The organism is Sideroxydans lithotrophicus ES-1, assembly GCF_000025705.1.
Lineage (GTDB): Bacteria > Pseudomonadota > Gammaproteobacteria > Burkholderiales > Gallionellaceae > Sideroxyarcus > Sideroxyarcus lithotrophicus.
The window spans coordinates 433,660-447,865 of sequence record NC_013959.1; the positions used below are offsets into that span (position 1 = coordinate 433,660).

Annotated in this window: 16 protein-coding genes; 1 reads left to right on the top strand and 15 read right to left on the bottom strand. The window is 59.5% G+C overall.

All coding sequences use genetic code 11. From position 1 onward, the window contains the following. Window positions 1-307 precede the first annotated feature (307 nt). From SLIT_RS02130 to SLIT_RS02195, 14 genes are all read right to left on the bottom strand, one after another. Window positions 308-994 carry a hypothetical protein gene (locus SLIT_RS02130; protein ID WP_013028568.1) on the bottom strand — a complete coding sequence of 229 codons (687 nt, stop codon included), beginning with the start codon at window positions 992-994 and terminating at the stop codon, window positions 308-310. A gap of 457 nt (window positions 995-1,451) precedes the next feature. Further along, window positions 1,452-2,051: a flavin prenyltransferase UbiX gene (locus tag SLIT_RS02135; RefSeq protein WP_013028569.1), complete on the bottom strand. Its 600-nt coding sequence runs from the start codon at window positions 2,049-2,051 to the stop codon at window positions 1,452-1,454. Next, window positions 2,048-2,530 carry a Gx transporter family protein gene (locus SLIT_RS02140; RefSeq protein ID WP_041420732.1) on the bottom strand — a complete coding sequence of 161 codons (483 nt, stop codon included), beginning with the start codon at window positions 2,528-2,530 and terminating at the stop codon, window positions 2,048-2,050. The genes SLIT_RS02135 and SLIT_RS02140 overlap by 4 nt, the downstream gene beginning before the upstream one ends. Window positions 2,531-2,774: 244 nt before the next feature. Beyond that, a complete protein-coding gene (locus SLIT_RS02145; RefSeq protein ID WP_013028571.1) occupies window positions 2,775-3,143 on the bottom strand; it encodes a NusG domain II-containing protein in 369 nt (122 codons plus the stop codon). A 2-nt stretch (window positions 3,144-3,145) separates the two neighbouring features. Next, window positions 3,146-3,991 carry an RNase adapter RapZ gene (rapZ, locus tag SLIT_RS02150; RefSeq protein ID WP_013028572.1) on the bottom strand — a complete coding sequence of 282 codons (846 nt, stop codon included), beginning with the start codon at window positions 3,989-3,991 and terminating at the stop codon, window positions 3,146-3,148. A 149-nt stretch (window positions 3,992-4,140) separates the two neighbouring features. After that, the gene (gene hprK / locus SLIT_RS02155) at window positions 4,141-5,076 is read right to left on the bottom strand and encodes an HPr(Ser) kinase/phosphatase (RefSeq protein WP_013028573.1); all 936 of its coding nucleotides are present in this window, start codon (window positions 5,074-5,076) and stop codon (window positions 4,141-4,143) included. A gap of 153 nt (window positions 5,077-5,229) precedes the next feature. Then, a complete protein-coding gene (locus tag SLIT_RS02160) occupies window positions 5,230-5,685 on the bottom strand; it encodes a PTS sugar transporter subunit IIA (RefSeq protein ID WP_013028574.1) in 456 nt (151 codons plus the stop codon). Window positions 5,686-5,741: 56 nt separating this feature from the next. After that, complete coding sequence (gene hpf / locus SLIT_RS02165; RefSeq protein ID WP_013028575.1) at window positions 5,742-6,065, bottom strand: ribosome hibernation-promoting factor, HPF/YfiA family; 324 nt, start codon at window positions 6,063-6,065, stop codon at window positions 5,742-5,744. A 16-nt stretch (window positions 6,066-6,081) separates the two neighbouring features. Then, the gene (locus SLIT_RS02170; protein ID WP_013028576.1) at window positions 6,082-7,512 is read right to left on the bottom strand and encodes an RNA polymerase factor sigma-54; all 1,431 of its coding nucleotides are present in this window, start codon (window positions 7,510-7,512) and stop codon (window positions 6,082-6,084) included. A gap of 30 nt (window positions 7,513-7,542) precedes the next feature. Further along, window positions 7,543-8,265, bottom strand: coding sequence for an LPS export ABC transporter ATP-binding protein (gene lptB, locus SLIT_RS02175; protein ID WP_013028577.1), 723 nt, complete (start codon window positions 8,263-8,265; stop codon window positions 7,543-7,545). Further along, the gene (gene lptA / locus SLIT_RS02180; RefSeq protein WP_013028578.1) at window positions 8,262-8,849 is read right to left on the bottom strand and encodes a lipopolysaccharide transport periplasmic protein LptA; all 588 of its coding nucleotides are present in this window, start codon (window positions 8,847-8,849) and stop codon (window positions 8,262-8,264) included. The genes lptB and lptA overlap by 4 nt, the downstream gene beginning before the upstream one ends. Further along, a complete protein-coding gene (lptC, locus tag SLIT_RS02185; RefSeq protein WP_013028579.1) occupies window positions 8,830-9,417 on the bottom strand; it encodes an LPS export ABC transporter periplasmic protein LptC in 588 nt (195 codons plus the stop codon). Before lptC ends, lptA begins: the two co-directional genes overlap by 20 nt. After that, window positions 9,417-9,938, bottom strand: a complete 522-nt coding sequence (locus SLIT_RS02190; RefSeq protein WP_013028580.1) for a KdsC family phosphatase — start codon at window positions 9,936-9,938, stop codon at window positions 9,417-9,419. Before SLIT_RS02190 ends, lptC begins: the two co-directional genes overlap by 1 nt. Continuing rightward, window positions 9,938-10,924, bottom strand: a complete 987-nt coding sequence (locus SLIT_RS02195; protein WP_041420733.1) for a KpsF/GutQ family sugar-phosphate isomerase — start codon at window positions 10,922-10,924, stop codon at window positions 9,938-9,940. The genes SLIT_RS02190 and SLIT_RS02195 overlap by 1 nt, the downstream gene beginning before the upstream one ends. A 198-nt stretch (window positions 10,925-11,122) precedes the next feature. Here SLIT_RS02195 and SLIT_RS02200 point away from each other — a divergent pair, with 198 nt between their 5' ends. Then, window positions 11,123-13,105, top strand: coding sequence for a monovalent cation:proton antiporter family protein (locus SLIT_RS02200; RefSeq protein ID WP_041420734.1), 1,983 nt, complete (start codon window positions 11,123-11,125; stop codon window positions 13,103-13,105). Window positions 13,106-13,248: 143 nt separating this feature from the next. Here the strand turns inward: SLIT_RS02200 and SLIT_RS02205 are convergent, their stop codons facing one another. Then, window positions 13,249-13,950: a prepilin-type N-terminal cleavage/methylation domain-containing protein gene (locus SLIT_RS02205; RefSeq protein ID WP_013028583.1), complete on the bottom strand. Its 702-nt coding sequence runs from the start codon at window positions 13,948-13,950 to the stop codon at window positions 13,249-13,251. Between the last annotated feature and the right edge of the window lie 256 nt (window positions 13,951-14,206).

Here is a 14,206-nt window from a genome sequence, read left to right on the forward strand (position 1 = left end):
AGTCACTTTCTTTTGCTTCGCCAAAAAGAAAGTAACCAAAGAAAAGGCGACCCCGGTTTGCCGCCCCTGCGGGGTTCCCTCGATATTTCGCCAACAAGCGGGGCTGCGCAACTCGCCCTGGCGGGGCACACAAACCGTGCCCCACTGCGGAGCTCAAACAGTGCTCGCCTAAACCTCCGCTTGTTGGTGAAATATCGAGGCGGCGCACAGGGGAAGGAAAGCAAAAGCGAAAAGCCAGCATGGCGGGCAATGCCCGCCATGCTCTGACTAAACATTCGATTCTGTCCGGCGTTGCTTTCAGGGCTAGTTAATGTGAAAGTGTTCTCCAAGGAAGAGTTTTATGCGGATCAATCTGCGAATACCCCTCCTCGGGATCGAATGTGTATTTGAACACTTTGAAGCCCTTAGGGGTGGGGGTGAAAATCAACGTGTTCTCTTCATCCTTATCAATGGTAACTGGAGTTCCAGTTTCGGGCATTTCACTTGTATCTAGAACAAGTTCAGCAGGATGCAGCTTTGCATCAATACTGATGGCCCCGGGCTGGAAGCACCAGCGTTCTTTTTTATCGCTGGTGTAACAGCTATTTCCAAAGAGCTTAACGAAATAATATTGATTTTCGGCATAGGGGGGCACAATTGCTCCAACTTTGATGAACGGTCCTATCCATTTGCTTTTAGGGCTTGCGGGGTCTTTTATCCAAAGCTCAGAATCGCGAAAATTTGCGCATGTGACTGTGGCGCCTTCGTGCCAGCCGAAGATAATGGCAACCATGCCCGTATCGTAGATGTTGATTGCGCTTGAATCATAAGAGTTGAATTTACGTAAAGCCTCCGGCCAATTATTCACCGCAGGGAGATTGTCCCAAAATATTTTCTTTGCGTAATGTCCGGCATGCGACTTGAGATGGCTTGGTGATGCACATTCGTCTTGCGCACTTGCAGGCAAGCTAACCATTAGCAAAAGAAGCAATAGGCTTTTCAATATGGTTCTCATTTTGAATTTTCCCAAGGTGTGAGTAGTTTTTGTGGTACTTCCAAGCGACCTAATATCCTCGCCACAAAGATTTCAATGTACCGGAGTCGAGTTGTTTTGACCATGGTGGGCAGCTTGCTGCCCACCATATGGTTTTGATTATCGCTTTTCCTCCCCTGTGCGCCGCCGAGTAGCGCAGGCTGGTCAGGGGTAGTCCGACGAATATGTTTGAGCACGTGACCGCGCAGCGGGTCGTGCGAGTTTATGAGGAGGCCTGACCAGTCGAGCAACGCAGGGAACTGCGAAGCAGCGGCGCACCGGGGGCGCTTTCTTTTGGTTACTTTTCTTGGCAAGACAAGAAAAGTGACTAGCTGTCGGGCTACCCCCGACGGTGTTGGTTTTGAGATATGCGGGAATACAACGAGTGTTCCCTCACCCTAGCCCTCTCCCAGAGGGAGAGGGGACTAACCGCAGGCACCTATTCTCCCCACTTCTTCATCAACCCCTGCTCCACCCCCAAATGATCCAAAATCCGCGCAACCACAAAATCCACCATATCCTGCACACTCTGCGGATGATGATAAAACCCCGGATTCGGCGGCATGATCACCGCGCCTGCATGCGACAGCTTCAGCATGTTCTCCAGATGGATCGCCGAGAACGGCATCTCGCGCGGCACTAATATCAAAGTGCGCTTTTCCTTCAGCATCACATCGGCAGCGCGGGCGATGAGGTCGTCGCTGATGCCACCGGCGATCTTGCCCAGTGTGCCCATGGTGCAGGGGCACACCACCATCGCATCGCCGGGGTTGGAGCCGGAAGCCATCGGCGCGTACCAGTCCTGGATGCCGAACACTTTCAGCTCGCCGCTGAAGTTGCCGATGCGATCCGCGAACATCTGCTCCGCTTCCTGCGGACGGTTCGGCAGCGTGAAATCCAGTTCCTGTTTGGCGACGATCTGCGCGGCCTGGGTGTACACCAGGTGCACGCGCTGACCGCCTTTGAGCAGGCATTCGAGCAGGCGCATGCCGTAGGGCAGGCCGGAGGCGCCGGTGAGGGCGAGTGTGATCGTTTTCATGGTTGTCGTTCCGTGTCTGTTTTCTCGCCATTATCCATGAAACCGGCTGCGACCAAGCCGTTCACCGTGCCGAACACCAGCGAGGCTGTGGCGAAGATGGGGATGAGGTAGGCGATGCCGCTGTGCGGGATGAGCCACAGGTAGACCACGGTCATCTGCCCGGCGATATGGGCGAAGGCGGCGAGTATGCTGTCGGTCACCGGGCCGAACCAGCGCGCAGGCAGGTGCAGGCTGAGTGCGAGCACGGCAAGGCTGCATATCGCGCCGGACAGGCTGAGAAAGAATCCGGGCGCGAGGAAGTTGCCAAACAGCAGGCTGCCGGCAACGACGCGCAGCAGCGATACCCAGGCCGCCATGCGCCAGCCGTAGCGTGCCAGCACGATCAGCGTGACGATGTTGGCCAGTCCCGGTTTGACGCCGGGCAAGGGCGAGGGGATGGCGTTCTCCAGCACGGTGAGGCCGAGCGCCACCGCCGCCATCTTTGCAATGTGGTGGTCTTCGGGGGTGGTGTTGAGGAGGATTTTGGATTTTGGATTTTGGATTTGGGGAAAAACAACCCCCTCTAACTCCCCCTTGTCAGGGGGAGAACAGGGCGGCTCCTCCCCTGACTGCGGATGGGTCGTTGCGAAGCAACGGGGCACCCAACGGCGTACCCCTCGCGGGTGCAAGGGGAGGTTGGGAGGGGTTGGTTTTTCCGACATCCTAATTCCCAATTCCTAAATCCTAGTAGTTGAGGCTGTCATATTTCTTCGTCCCGCCGGTCAGCTCGACACTCACCTCGTTCGGCAGGCAGATGGCGATCTCGCCTGCCTGCTGCAGCCAGCCCTGGCGCACACAGTATTGCCTGGGGCTGGGGTCGGAGCTGATGCGCGCCTTGTTCTTTTCGATGCTGATGATGCTGGTGCCGAGCGGTCCGGGCACTTCGATCTGCTGGTCGCGCGATAACGGCACTTCCTTGAACACCTTGCCGCCGCTGCGGATGATGGCCTTGTCTGCCGCGCCGCCGGACCAGACGGTGACCGTTATCCAGACAGTGCACAGGATGCCGGTGAGCAGGGTGAGGTAGTCGCCGGGCTTGATATGGTGGAACACGGTCAGGCTTGCTGCGCGAGTTCGCGATGACGCAACAGCACCTGTTGCTGCGACCTGAAATGTCGTGTGAGCTTCTCGGCGAAGTAGACCGAACGATGCTGCCCGCCGGTACAGCCGATGGCGACAGTGAGGTAACTGCGGTTGTCGGCGACGAAGCTGGGCAGCCAGTTTTCGACGAAGCCGCAGATGTCGGCATACATCTTTTGCACGGCAGCCGTGTTTTCCAGGAAGTCGATCACCGGCTGGTCGCGCCCGGTGAGCGGACGCAGTACCGGGTCGTAATGCGGATTGGGCAGGCAGCGCACGTCGAACACGAAGTCCGCATCCAGCGGCAAGCCGTTCTTGAAAGCGAAGGACTCGAACAGCAGCGTCAGGCGCGCGCGGTCCAGTGTGATGAACTGCTTGATCCAGGCGCGCAGCGCGTTGGCATTGAGGTCGCTGGTGTCGATGTGATGCCCGATGTTGGCGATCTCGGCGAGCAGCTCGCGTTCGAGGGCGACGCTTTCCGGCAGCGTCTTCACGCCATCGCTGAGCGGGTGCAGACGGCGCGTCTCGGAGAAGCGCTTCACCAGCGTCTCGTTCTTGGCGTCGAGGAAAAGCACGTGCACATCTACTTGTTGTTGCCGCAATTTTTCGATGTATTGCGGCAACAACAGGACGCTGTTGCCGCTGCGCACATCGACGCTGACCGCGACCTTCCTGATGCCGGCCAACTTCAGATTGTTGGTCAGCACATGCAGCAGTTCGGCGGGCAGGTTGTCCACGCAATAGTAGCCGCTGTCTTCCAGTACATTGAGAGCGACGCTCTTGCCGGAGCCGGATAAGCCGCTGATCAGGAACAGCTGCATAGTCTGCCTCTACTAATCTGCTGCGCAGCACGATTGCTGCGTCGCATGCTCGTTCAATCCTTGCCTACCTGTGAGGTATGTCTCGTCATTCACTGTGCGGCTCCTTGCACTCATGCTTGCTCGCGACGATTATTAGACGCATCCATTATTTACTGCTCCTGCATGTGCTGCTCGTGGCGCTCGATGAACTCCTTCATGGTGTCGATGCCGCGCTGCTGCAGCACGAAATTGCGTGCGGCGGCTTCCACCAGCACGGCGAGGTTGCGGCCCGCCATCACCGGGAGCTCCACCTTGCTGATCTTGATTCCCAGGATCTCCTCGACGCCGGAGGTGGGCAGGCGCTCCAGCTTGGACAGGTCGTCGAAGGGCGGGCGATACAGATGGACGATCAGTTTCAGGCTCTTCTTGCGGCGCACCGCCGTCTCGCCGAACATGGTGCGGATATTGAGCATGCCCAAGCCGCGCACTTCGAGGAAATCGCGCAGCAGGTCAGGGCAGCGGCCTTCCAGCGTTTCCGGCGAGATGCGGTACAGCTCGGTGATGTCGTCCGCCACCAGGCCGCTGCCGCGCGTGATGAGTTCCAGCGCCAGTTCGCTCTTGCCCACGCCGCTGTCGCCGGTGATCATCACCCCGACGCCGAGCACATCGAGGAACACGCCGTGGCGTGTGGTGGAATCGGCCAGTCCCTTGACGATGTAGTGGCGGATCATCCACATCAGTTGCACGCTGCCCAGCGGCGAGCGGAACAGCGGGGTGTGGGTGCGGTTGGCGAAATCCAGCAGGCCCTTCGGTATCTCGGTTTCCCCAGCCACGATCAGGCACAGCGGTTCGCCTTCTTCCAGCTGGGTCAGCGCGGTGGCCAGCTCCGCCGGAGAAAGCGCGTGCAGATAATCCAGTTCGGTGCTGCTCAGTACCTGCACCCAGTTCGGGTGGATCAGGTTCATGTGGCCGATCAGGCCGCGGTTGGAGGCGTTGACGACTTCGCTTTCCAGCACGCGATCCGTGCCTTTTTCGCCGCCCACCCAGACGAGGCTCAGGCGTTCCTGCTTGTCTTCGAAGAGTTGCTGGATATTGACCTGGGCCATTACAGATACCTCTTAAAAATCCAAAGTTTCGTCGTCATGCCGCGTTGCGCGCGAAAAATCTTGCTTACATATACCAACATATGCGGCGCTACGATTTGTCGCGCGCGCCTTGCCTGACTTAGAAATTTGAATTTTAAGAGGCATCTGTTGCATCTATCCTTGCCAGTCGGCGAACAGCTTCTGGATCGCGACCGGATCATCGGTGGCCTGCAGTTGGTCGCGGAAGGTCTTGTCGCAGAACATCTGCGCCAGTTCGCCCAGCAGTTGCAGATGCAGGTCGGTTGCCCGTTCCGGAACGAGCAGTACAAAAATGAAATTCACCGGCAATCCGTCCGGTGCGTCGAAGGGGATGGGGTTCTGCATCTTGACGAAGGCTGCCGCCGCATCGCGCAAACCCTTCACGCGACCGTGCGGGATGGCCACGCCCTGGCCCAATCCGGTGGAACCCAGCTTCTCGCGCGCGAACAGGCTGTCGAACACCTGGCTGCGGGCGATGCCCAACGTATTTTCGAACAACAGGCCGACGCGCTCGAACACCCGCTTCTTGCTGGCCGATTCGTTATCCAGCAGCACGCATTCCGGGGTCAGGATCTTACTGATTAGACTCATGCTGATTCACCATTGCGAAAAAACAGGGCAACCACTTCTGATTGCCCTGTGTTGTTTCATTCTGCAGCGCTGTGCTTGCCGGATTCGTCGTGGCGGCGTGCAGTGTGTTTTTCCTTGTGTTTCAGCACCTGGCGGTCCAGCGAATCGACCAATGCATCGATCGCGGTATACAGGTTGCTGTCTTCCGTCTCGGCGAAGATGTTCTTGCCGGAAACGTGGACGTTGGCCTCGGCCTTCTGCACCAGCTTGTCCACCGACAGGATCACGTTGATGTCGATCACGTTGTCGAAATGACGTTTGACCTTGTCCAGTTTGCTGAGCACATGCTCGCGGATGGCCGGGGTGATTTCGAGATGACGTCCTGTGAGGTTGAGGTTCATGGCCTGCTCCTTATGGTTAGAGTGATTTACGAAGATTTACCGGAAGGATGTTCATGCCCTCGCGGTATTTTGCCACGGTACGGCGGGCGACCAATATGCCCTGCTGTGCCAGGATTTCGGACATGCGACTGTCGGTGAGGGGGTGCTTGGCATCCTCCTCGCTGACCAGTTGCTTGATGAGTGCGCGGATGGCGGTGGAGGAGCACGCGCCGCCTGCTTCGGTGGCCAGACCGCTGCCGAAGAAGTACTTGAATTCGTAGATGCCGCGCGGGGTGAGCATGAACTTCTGCGTAGTCACGCGCGAAATGGTGGACTCGTGCAACTCGAGCTGTTCGGCGATCTCGCGCAGCACCAGCGGGCGCATGGCGATGTCGCCGTGCTCGAAGAACTGGCGCTGGCGCTCGACGATGGCCTGCGACACGCGCAGGATGGTCTCGAAGCGCTGCTGCAGGTTCTTGATGAACCAGCGCGCTTCCTGCAATTGGCCGGCCATCTCCTGCGCGTTCTTCTCGTTGCGCTGCTGCAGGATGTTGGCATACACCTGATTGATGCGCAGGCGCGGCATGGCCTCCGGATTCAGGCGTGCGCGCCAGATGCCGCCGTGGCGTTCCACCAGCACATCCGGCACCACATAGTCTGCCGCACGATGCTCGAAAGCAGATCCGGGTTTGGGTTGCAGATGCACGATCAGGTCCTGGGCGCAGCGCAGGGCATCGTCATCGCAGCGCAGGGTCTTTTTCAGTTTGCTGAAGTCGCGGGCGGCCAGCAGATCCAGATATTGGCTGACGATGGTCAAAGCCAGGTCCCGGCCCGGCACATCTTCAGGCATGTCGCGCAGTTGCAGCGCCAGGCATTCGCTCAGGTTGCGCGCACCGATGCCGGGGGCATCCAGATGCTGCAGCTGCACCAGCGCCGTTTCCAGGTCGTCCAGGGTGATATCCAGTTCCGGCGGCAGCAGCTCGACGATCTCTTCCAGCGGCTGCGACAGGTAGGCGTTCTCGTCCAGCGCATCGATGAGCAGGCCGACGATCTTTTTGTCGCGCGGATCCATCTGGCTCATGTTCAATTCCCAGAGCAAGTGCTCACGCATGCTGGGTTTTTCGGCAGCGACCTCCGAATAGCCGTCGTCCTCGTCATCCGGGCTGGAAGCGGAGGTCGATGAGAACGAGGGTTCCGGCCATTCGTTGCTGTCGTTGCGTGATTCCGCTTCGGCGGGCTCGCTGCTTTCGGCACTGCTGGATGGGGCGGGGGTATCGGTGCTGCTGTTGCCGCTGTAGGTCTGGTTGGTATTGTCGTCCTCGCGTTCGAGGAAAGGATTCTCGTCCAGCAGGCGCGCAGTCTCCTGATTGATCTCCAGCGTCGAGAGTTGCAGCAGCTTGATAGCCTGCTGCAACTGCGGCGTCAGCATCAGTTGTTGGGATTGTCTGAGTTGGAGAGAGTGTTTCATTACTGGTTTTGGCGTGTGTGCGGCGCTATCTTATAACTTGAAGTGCTCGCCCAGATACACCTTCCTCACGCCCTCATTATAGATGATTTCCTCGGGCTTGCCTTCGGCCATCACCGAGCCGGCATTGATGATGTAGGCGCGGTCGCAGATGCCCAGCGTCTCGCGCACGTTATGGTCGGTGATCAGCACGCCGATGCCACGCTCTTTGAGGAAGCGGATGATCTTCTGGATATCCAGCACGGCAATGGGGTCGACCCCGGCAAAAGGCTCATCAAGCAGGATGAAGCGCGGGTCGGTGGCCAGCGAACGGGCGATCTCGACGCGGCGGCGTTCGCCGCCGGACAGGCTGATGGCGGGATTGTCGCGGATATGGGTGATGTGCAGGTCGTTCAGCAATGCCTCCAGTCGTGCGTCCATCTCGGCGGGGGCATAGCCCTGCAATTCGAGCACTGCCTTGATGTTTTCGGTCACGGTCAGGCGGCGGAAGATGGAGGCCTCCTGCGGCAGGTAGGCCAGCCCGAGGCGCGCGCGGCGATGGATGGGCAAATGGGTGATGTCCTGGTCGTCGATGAAGATCTCGCCGCCATCGGCGGCGACGAGGCCGACGATCATGTAGAAGCTGGTGGTCTTGCCTGCGCCGTTCGGGCCCAGTAGTCCCACCACTTCGCCGCTCTTCACGGACAGCGAGACATCCTGCACCACGGTGCGGGCGCGATAACGTTTTTTCAGCGAGACGGTTCTGAGTTCGCTCATGGTTTTTGCTTTGAAAGGGTTGGGCTGGTCTGGATGGTGAGTGGCGCTGCCGAGCCGCTGGCCGGCTCTTTGGCCTTGGGCTGGATCACTGCGTGCGCTCGCCCTTTGTCGGGGTCGTTGAGGCGGGTCGGATCGCCGCTGACCTCGAACACCTCGGTACGGGTGCTGTAGGCGATGTGGTCGCCCTGTACGTCATCCTGGTCGCGCTTGACCCGGGCATGGCCGAAGAAATCCACCGTTTCGGTGCGTGTATCGTATTCGATGCGGTCGCCATAGCCTTCCATATACTGATCGGTGCCCTCGTGTTTCTGGCGGAAATTGGCGGGGCTGCCGGTGGCGGTACAGTGCTTGTTGCCCAGTTTATCCTGCGTGAGCACGATCTTCTCGGCCTGGATGAACAACGTTCCCTGGGTGAGTTCCACCTGGCCCTCGAACACGCTGGTTTGCTTCGCATCATCGATGACGACGCGATCCGATTCCACATGGATAGGTTTGTCGCGGTCTGCGTGTTCGGCGAGCGCAAGGTTGTTCCAGCCCATCAGCAGCAGGCTGCACAGTGCGGCATTAATTGCGGTTCGGCTCATGGTTGGCCCTGACGCGCGATAGCAATTTGACCGTGCGCGCTTGGTTGTCGAGTTCCATGCCGACGGCACGGATGATGTTGTACTGGTTCGTCATCACCACCGACTGGTTGGTCTCCGCCCAGTCGCGATCGGGCACGACATGCAGATAGCCGGTTACGAAACGCTGTTCGCCGAGGTCGCCGCTGGCCGGGCGCACGACATTTACGTCATCGTAAAGGTAGACGTCGTCTCCCTTGCTGGAGACCATGCCGGTCTGCGCCGAGGTGATGGTCGGCGGGCGGTCCGCATACAGGCTGGTGACCTTCGGCATCTCCAGATGGGTGCTGTCGTCGTCCGGGTAATGCCAGAGTTTTTCTGCCGAGAGCGTGTAACGCGGCCGGCCTTGCAGGTTCAGCGTGACGGCGGAGAAACTATCGACGACATAGTCGACATCGTGGCGTTGCTGGTTCTGGGCCTGGGTCAGGGGCTGTACCTGCTTATCGAGCCAGTAAGTGGCCAGCAACAGCAGCAGCAATGGCAACAATGGCAGCCATGAGCGCGCTTTGTCGAAGAACCGGTTTGCGAACATCACTTCAGGTAGGGCGCAAGTTGCGCCTCTAACGTGCCCTGTGCGCCGAGGATCAGTTCGCACACTTCGCGCACTGCGCCATGCCCGGCCTCGCGCTGGCTGACGTAATGCGCATGGTCGCGGACGATCTGCGGGGCCGCGGGAACGCTCAGCGCCAATCCGACGCGGCGCATCACGGGAAGATCGACCACATCGTCGCCCATGAAGGCAGCGGCCTCAGGTGCCAGCTTGAGTTCCGCCAGCAGTGCCTGCATCGTTGCCAGCTTGTCCTCCACGCCCTGATACAAACGGGTGATGCCGAGATTCCTGGCGCGCAACTCGACGCACTTCGAAGTGCGTCCGGTGATGATGGCCAGCTCCACGCCCGATGCCTTCAGCATCTTCAGGCCGTGGCCGTCGAGCGAATTGAAGCGCTTGAACTCTTCCCCGGAATCGGAAAGATACAGGCCGCCGTCAGTGAGCACGCCGTCCACGTCGAAGGCAACCAGGCGCAGAGGTTTGATTCGTTCGGCGAGTGACATCAGATGACTTTCGCCTTCAGCAGGTCATGCATGTTCAGTGCGCCGACCAGTTTTTTGTCGGCGTCCACCACCGGCAACTGGCTGATGTTGTACTTCTCCATCAATTGCACGGCATCGACCGCCAGTTCATCCGGGCCGATGTTGCGCGGGTTCTTCGACATCACGGTGCTGACGAGGGTGGTGCTGAAATCCAGCTTCTTTTCCAGTGTGCGGCGCAGGTCGCCATCGGTGTAGATGCCGAGCAGGCGCTTGTGGTCGTCCACGATCGCAGTCATGCCCAGGCCCTTGCGCGATATCTCGAGCACCGCATCGGCCAGCGTCGCGCCTTCACGCACTGAAGGGATACTGGCATTGGAATGCATGATGTCGCGGACGCGGGTGAGCAGGCGACGACCGAGGCTGCCACCGGGGTGCGAGCGTGCGAAATCCTCCTCGCCGAATCCCTTGGCATCGAGCAAGGCCACCGCGAGCGCATCGCCCAGTGCGAGTGCGGCGGTGGTGCTGGCGGTGGGGGCGAGGCCCATCGGGCAGGCCTCTTGTGCCACGGAGCCGTCGAGATGCACATCGGCCGCCAGCGCCAGGCTGGATCTCGGATTGCCGGTCAGGCTGATCAGGTGCGCGCCCTGGCGCTTGATCGCAGGCACGATGGTGAGCAACTCTTCGCTTTCGCCGGAATAGGAGAGCGCGATGACCACATCCTGCGCCGTGACCATGCCGAGATCGCCATGGCTGGCCTCGCCCGGGTGCACGAAATAGGCGGGCGTGCCGGTGCTGGACATGGTCGCGGCGATCTTGCGCGCGATGTGCCCGGATTTGCCCATGCCGCTGACGATGACCCGGCCTTTACAGGCGAGGATCAGATTCAGTGCATGCAGAAAATTGTCGTCGATACGCTGCGTCAGTGCCCGTACAGCATCGGCTTCGATGCCGAGTACCTGGCGTGCAAGGTCGAGCGCATGCGGTGCGGCGGAGAATGGTTTATTCATGTACTGGATTATAACAGCGCTTTTTGGGCCGGAGTTCTTTTGCGGAGCCTCGACAAAAGGGCTGCAGCGGCGCATCGCGGAGTTGCAGCAAAGGTGTTCGATCCGCCATGCGGGAATTTGGAAGCGGAATGGTCTGCGTGGTGTTCATTCCCGCGTCTACTTTTTCAGAGGTTCCTGAAAATGTGGCATCATCGGACCATGGCCAGTTCCTTCCATCTCATCCTCATTTTGCTCGCTGTCGCTGTCGGCGTAGTGGTGTTGTGCCGTATCCTGCATCTGCCCGCGATGCTCGGATATCTGCTGGTGGGCATCATGATCGGCCCGCACGCCATGGGCTGGATCCCCGATGCGCCGGAGACCCGCCATCTTGGCGAATTCGGCGTGGTGTTCCTGATGTTCAGCATCGGTCTCGAATTCAGTCTTGCCCGCTTGCGCGCCATGCAGCATCTGGTGTTCGGTCTGGGCACGGCGCAGGTGGCCGCCACCATGGTGCTGGTGATGATCTCCTCGCTGTTCTTCGAGATCGACTGGCGCGCGGGCCTGGCACTCGGCGGCATCCTCGCGATGTCTTCCACCGCCATCGTCAGCAAGATGCTGGTCGAGCGTGCGGAACTGAATGCGCCGCACGGGCAGAACATCATGGGCGTGTTGCTGTTCCAGGATCTGGCGGTCGTCCCGCTCATCATCATCATCCCTGCGCTGGCAGAAAGCGGCGCTCATCTCAGCGGCACCATCGCCGTCGCCTTGCTCAAGGCAGTCATCCTGCTGACGGCGCTGCTGACATTCGGCCAGCGGCTGCTGCGCCCCTGGTTCCATCTGGTCGCAAGGCAGAAGTCCTCCGAACTGTTCATGCTCAACGTGCTGTTGTTCACGCTCGGCATGGCCTGGCTCACCGAGCTCTCCGGCTTGTCGCTCGCCCTGGGGGCGTTCGTCGCGGGCATGCTGATTTCGGAAACCGAATACCGCTATCAGGTGGAAGAGGATATCAAGCCGTTCCGCGATGTACTGCTAGGACTGTTCTTCGTCACCATCGGCATGATGCTCGATCTGCATGCGGTGATCGCCGGCTGGGGATGGATATTGCTGCTGCTGCTCATCCTGATCCCGTTCAAGGCCGCCGTAGTGGCGTTGCTGGTGCGCGGTTTTTCGGGCGAGTGGGGCTCGGCCTTGCGTACCGGCATCGGTCTCGCCCAGGCGGGGGAGTTCGGTTTTGTGCTGTTGACGCTGGCAGGAGGAGTGCAATTGTTGCCGGCCGATGTGATGCAGAACGTGCTGGCCGCCATGCTCATCTCCATGCTCGTTGCACCGTTCCTGATCCAGCATGCCGAAGCCATCGTGCGCCGGCTGTCGCCGGAAGAATGGATGAACCGCGCCATGCTGATGCACCAGATCGCCGTCAGCAGCATGGCGAGCAAGCAGCACATCATCATCTGCGGCTACGGGCGCAGCGGCCAGGCGCTGGCCAGGTTCCTGACCGAGGAAGGCATCAGCTTCATCGCGCTCGATCTCGATTCGCGCCGCGTGCGCGAGGCGGTGGCGGCAGGCGAGAAAGTCGTTTACGGCGATGCGGGCAAGCTCGAGGTTTTGCAGGCGGCAGGCCTGATGCGCGCCAAGGCGCTGGCGATCACCTACGACGACAAGCATTCGGCGCTGAAGATATTGCACCACACCCAGTCGACCCGTCCCGAGCTGCCGGTGGTGGTGCGCACCGCCGACGATACGCATATCGCCGTGCTCAAACAGGCGGGCGCCGCCGAAGTGGTGGCCGAGGTCACCGAGGGCAGCGTCATGTTGGCCTCGCAGGCGTTGCTGCTCTCGGGCGTGCCGCTCAGCCGCGTCATCCGCCATATCCAGGAGACGCGGGCAAAACGCTACAGCATGTTCAGCGGCTATTTCCGCACGACCCCGCCGCCGGAAGAGGTCGAGACGGAGGATGGCGAGAACCAGCAGCCGCGCTTCCAGAACGTTCTGCTCAATGCGGGCGACCACGCGATCGGCCAGCGGCTGATGGAAATGAAGCTGGACCAGCTCAATGTCGAAGTGAACGCCGTGCGCCGCCATAACGTGGAAGGCAGCCAGCCGGCAGGCGATATGGTGCTGCGTGCCGGCGACGTGCTGGTGCTGCTGGGGCAGCCGGTCACGCTGGAAGCGGCAGAGAAACGCTTGCGCCAGGGCAAGTGATCTGTGACCGACATCCGGCACCGGCGCTTGGTGCCGGCTCGTGCTGTCGAGCCGTTCTGAAGCTCAACTCGCAATAGACAATACGAAAACGACGGCATGAAAAAAGCCCGCCGAAGCGGGCTTTGATTGTCACGCCGGAGTTGTTAGACACCCATGCAGACAGTGTAGACAGCAGCATCGTCCGGATTGCTGACGGCAGTCATCGACGTGCCCGCTGTTGTGGCAACACCTGCCAACACCGCGCCCGTACCTGGGTCACCATTATCCAATTGGATGTCGAGCTGTTTTACAAACTTACCCAGGATGTTGGGCGAGCAGATGATGTATGTGCCACGAATTGCGGCACCAGTGGTGTCCTTAATGGGAGTAATGAAGCCATTAGGACAGGTTGTTGTTCCACCAGTTTGACCGCAAGTTGTCCCACTCTGGATGCCAATCTTGCCTGCAACAGAGTTAACCGGCAGATAATCTGGAGAAGTCGTGTCGGTCGAGCCTGTAGCCAAGCCAGCCAAGCGGATATGTTGCCAGAAGATGTAAGCTTCACGTCCGGCAGTAGTATCGTTCCAGTTGGAATCGATCAGGCCATTTCCGTCACCGCTGGTAACCACTACACCTGCGGTGGCAACATGGCTGGCAGCCAGTCCGTCATCGCCAGGGATCGCTTTGTACTTGTCTTGGTAGCCGTAGATATACACAGGAATGTTGCGGAAATCGGTTGCCAGGCTCTTTACCTTGGCGCTGTTGATGAGTTCCTGACCCTTCAGCACGCCGCCGAGCAGCAGGCCGATGATCACCAGCACGATGGCGATTTCAATTAAGGTGAAGCCGGATTGGTTGCGTTTCATTATTTTGATTCTCCAAAATGGTTCAGTATTTGCTGGTTGGTGCCTTGCGCGGTAATGAACAGCAATACTCATGCCAAATAAAGATCGGGTCGGTCGAGGCGGAGTCTGTATCCCGGCCCGACTGGATGGCTGACCAAGCGAAACCAAGCCAAGTACGGTGGCAGACCGATGCCTCGTTGTGTGATTCCGACGCTGTCTGGCCTGAGGCAGGGTAGGGGATGTTCTGGGTTACACTGGCGATATTTATGCCTCAAAT

Excerpts from the sequence above, each read along its gene's own strand:
- SLIT_RS02130 (WP_013028568.1), bottom strand. The coding sequence starts at position 994 with ATGAGAACCATATTGAAAAGCCTATTGCTTCTTTTGCTAATGGTTAGC.
- SLIT_RS02135 (WP_013028569.1), bottom strand. The coding sequence starts at position 2,051 with ATGAAAACGATCACACTCGCCCTCACCGGCGCCTCCGGCCTGCCCTAC.
- SLIT_RS02140 (WP_041420732.1), bottom strand. The coding sequence starts at position 2,530 with ATGGCGGCGGTGGCGCTCGGCCTCACCGTGCTGGAGAACGCCATCCCC.
- rapZ (WP_013028572.1), bottom strand. The coding sequence starts at position 3,991 with ATGCAGCTGTTCCTGATCAGCGGCTTATCCGGCTCCGGCAAGAGCGTC.
- hprK (WP_013028573.1), bottom strand. The coding sequence starts at position 5,076 with ATGGCCCAGGTCAATATCCAGCAACTCTTCGAAGACAAGCAGGAACGC.
- SLIT_RS02160 (WP_013028574.1), bottom strand. The coding sequence starts at position 5,685 with ATGAGTCTAATCAGTAAGATCCTGACCCCGGAATGCGTGCTGCTGGAT.
- hpf (WP_013028575.1), bottom strand. The coding sequence starts at position 6,065 with ATGAACCTCAACCTCACAGGACGTCATCTCGAAATCACCCCGGCCATC.
- SLIT_RS02170 (WP_013028576.1), bottom strand. The coding sequence starts at position 7,512 with ATGAAACACTCTCTCCAACTCAGACAATCCCAACAACTGATGCTGACG.
- lptB (WP_013028577.1), bottom strand. The coding sequence starts at position 8,265 with ATGAGCGAACTCAGAACCGTCTCGCTGAAAAAACGTTATCGCGCCCGC.
- lptA (WP_013028578.1), bottom strand. The coding sequence starts at position 8,849 with ATGAGCCGAACCGCAATTAATGCCGCACTGTGCAGCCTGCTGCTGATG.
- lptC (WP_013028579.1), bottom strand. The coding sequence starts at position 9,417 with ATGTTCGCAAACCGGTTCTTCGACAAAGCGCGCTCATGGCTGCCATTG.
- SLIT_RS02190 (WP_013028580.1), bottom strand. The coding sequence starts at position 9,938 with ATGTCACTCGCCGAACGAATCAAACCTCTGCGCCTGGTTGCCTTCGAC.
- SLIT_RS02195 (WP_041420733.1), bottom strand. The coding sequence starts at position 10,924 with ATGAATAAACCATTCTCCGCCGCACCGCATGCGCTCGACCTTGCACGC.
- SLIT_RS02200 (WP_041420734.1), top strand. The coding sequence starts at position 11,123 with ATGGCCAGTTCCTTCCATCTCATCCTCATTTTGCTCGCTGTCGCTGTC.
- SLIT_RS02205 (WP_013028583.1), bottom strand. The coding sequence starts at position 13,950 with ATGAAACGCAACCAATCCGGCTTCACCTTAATTGAAATCGCCATCGTG.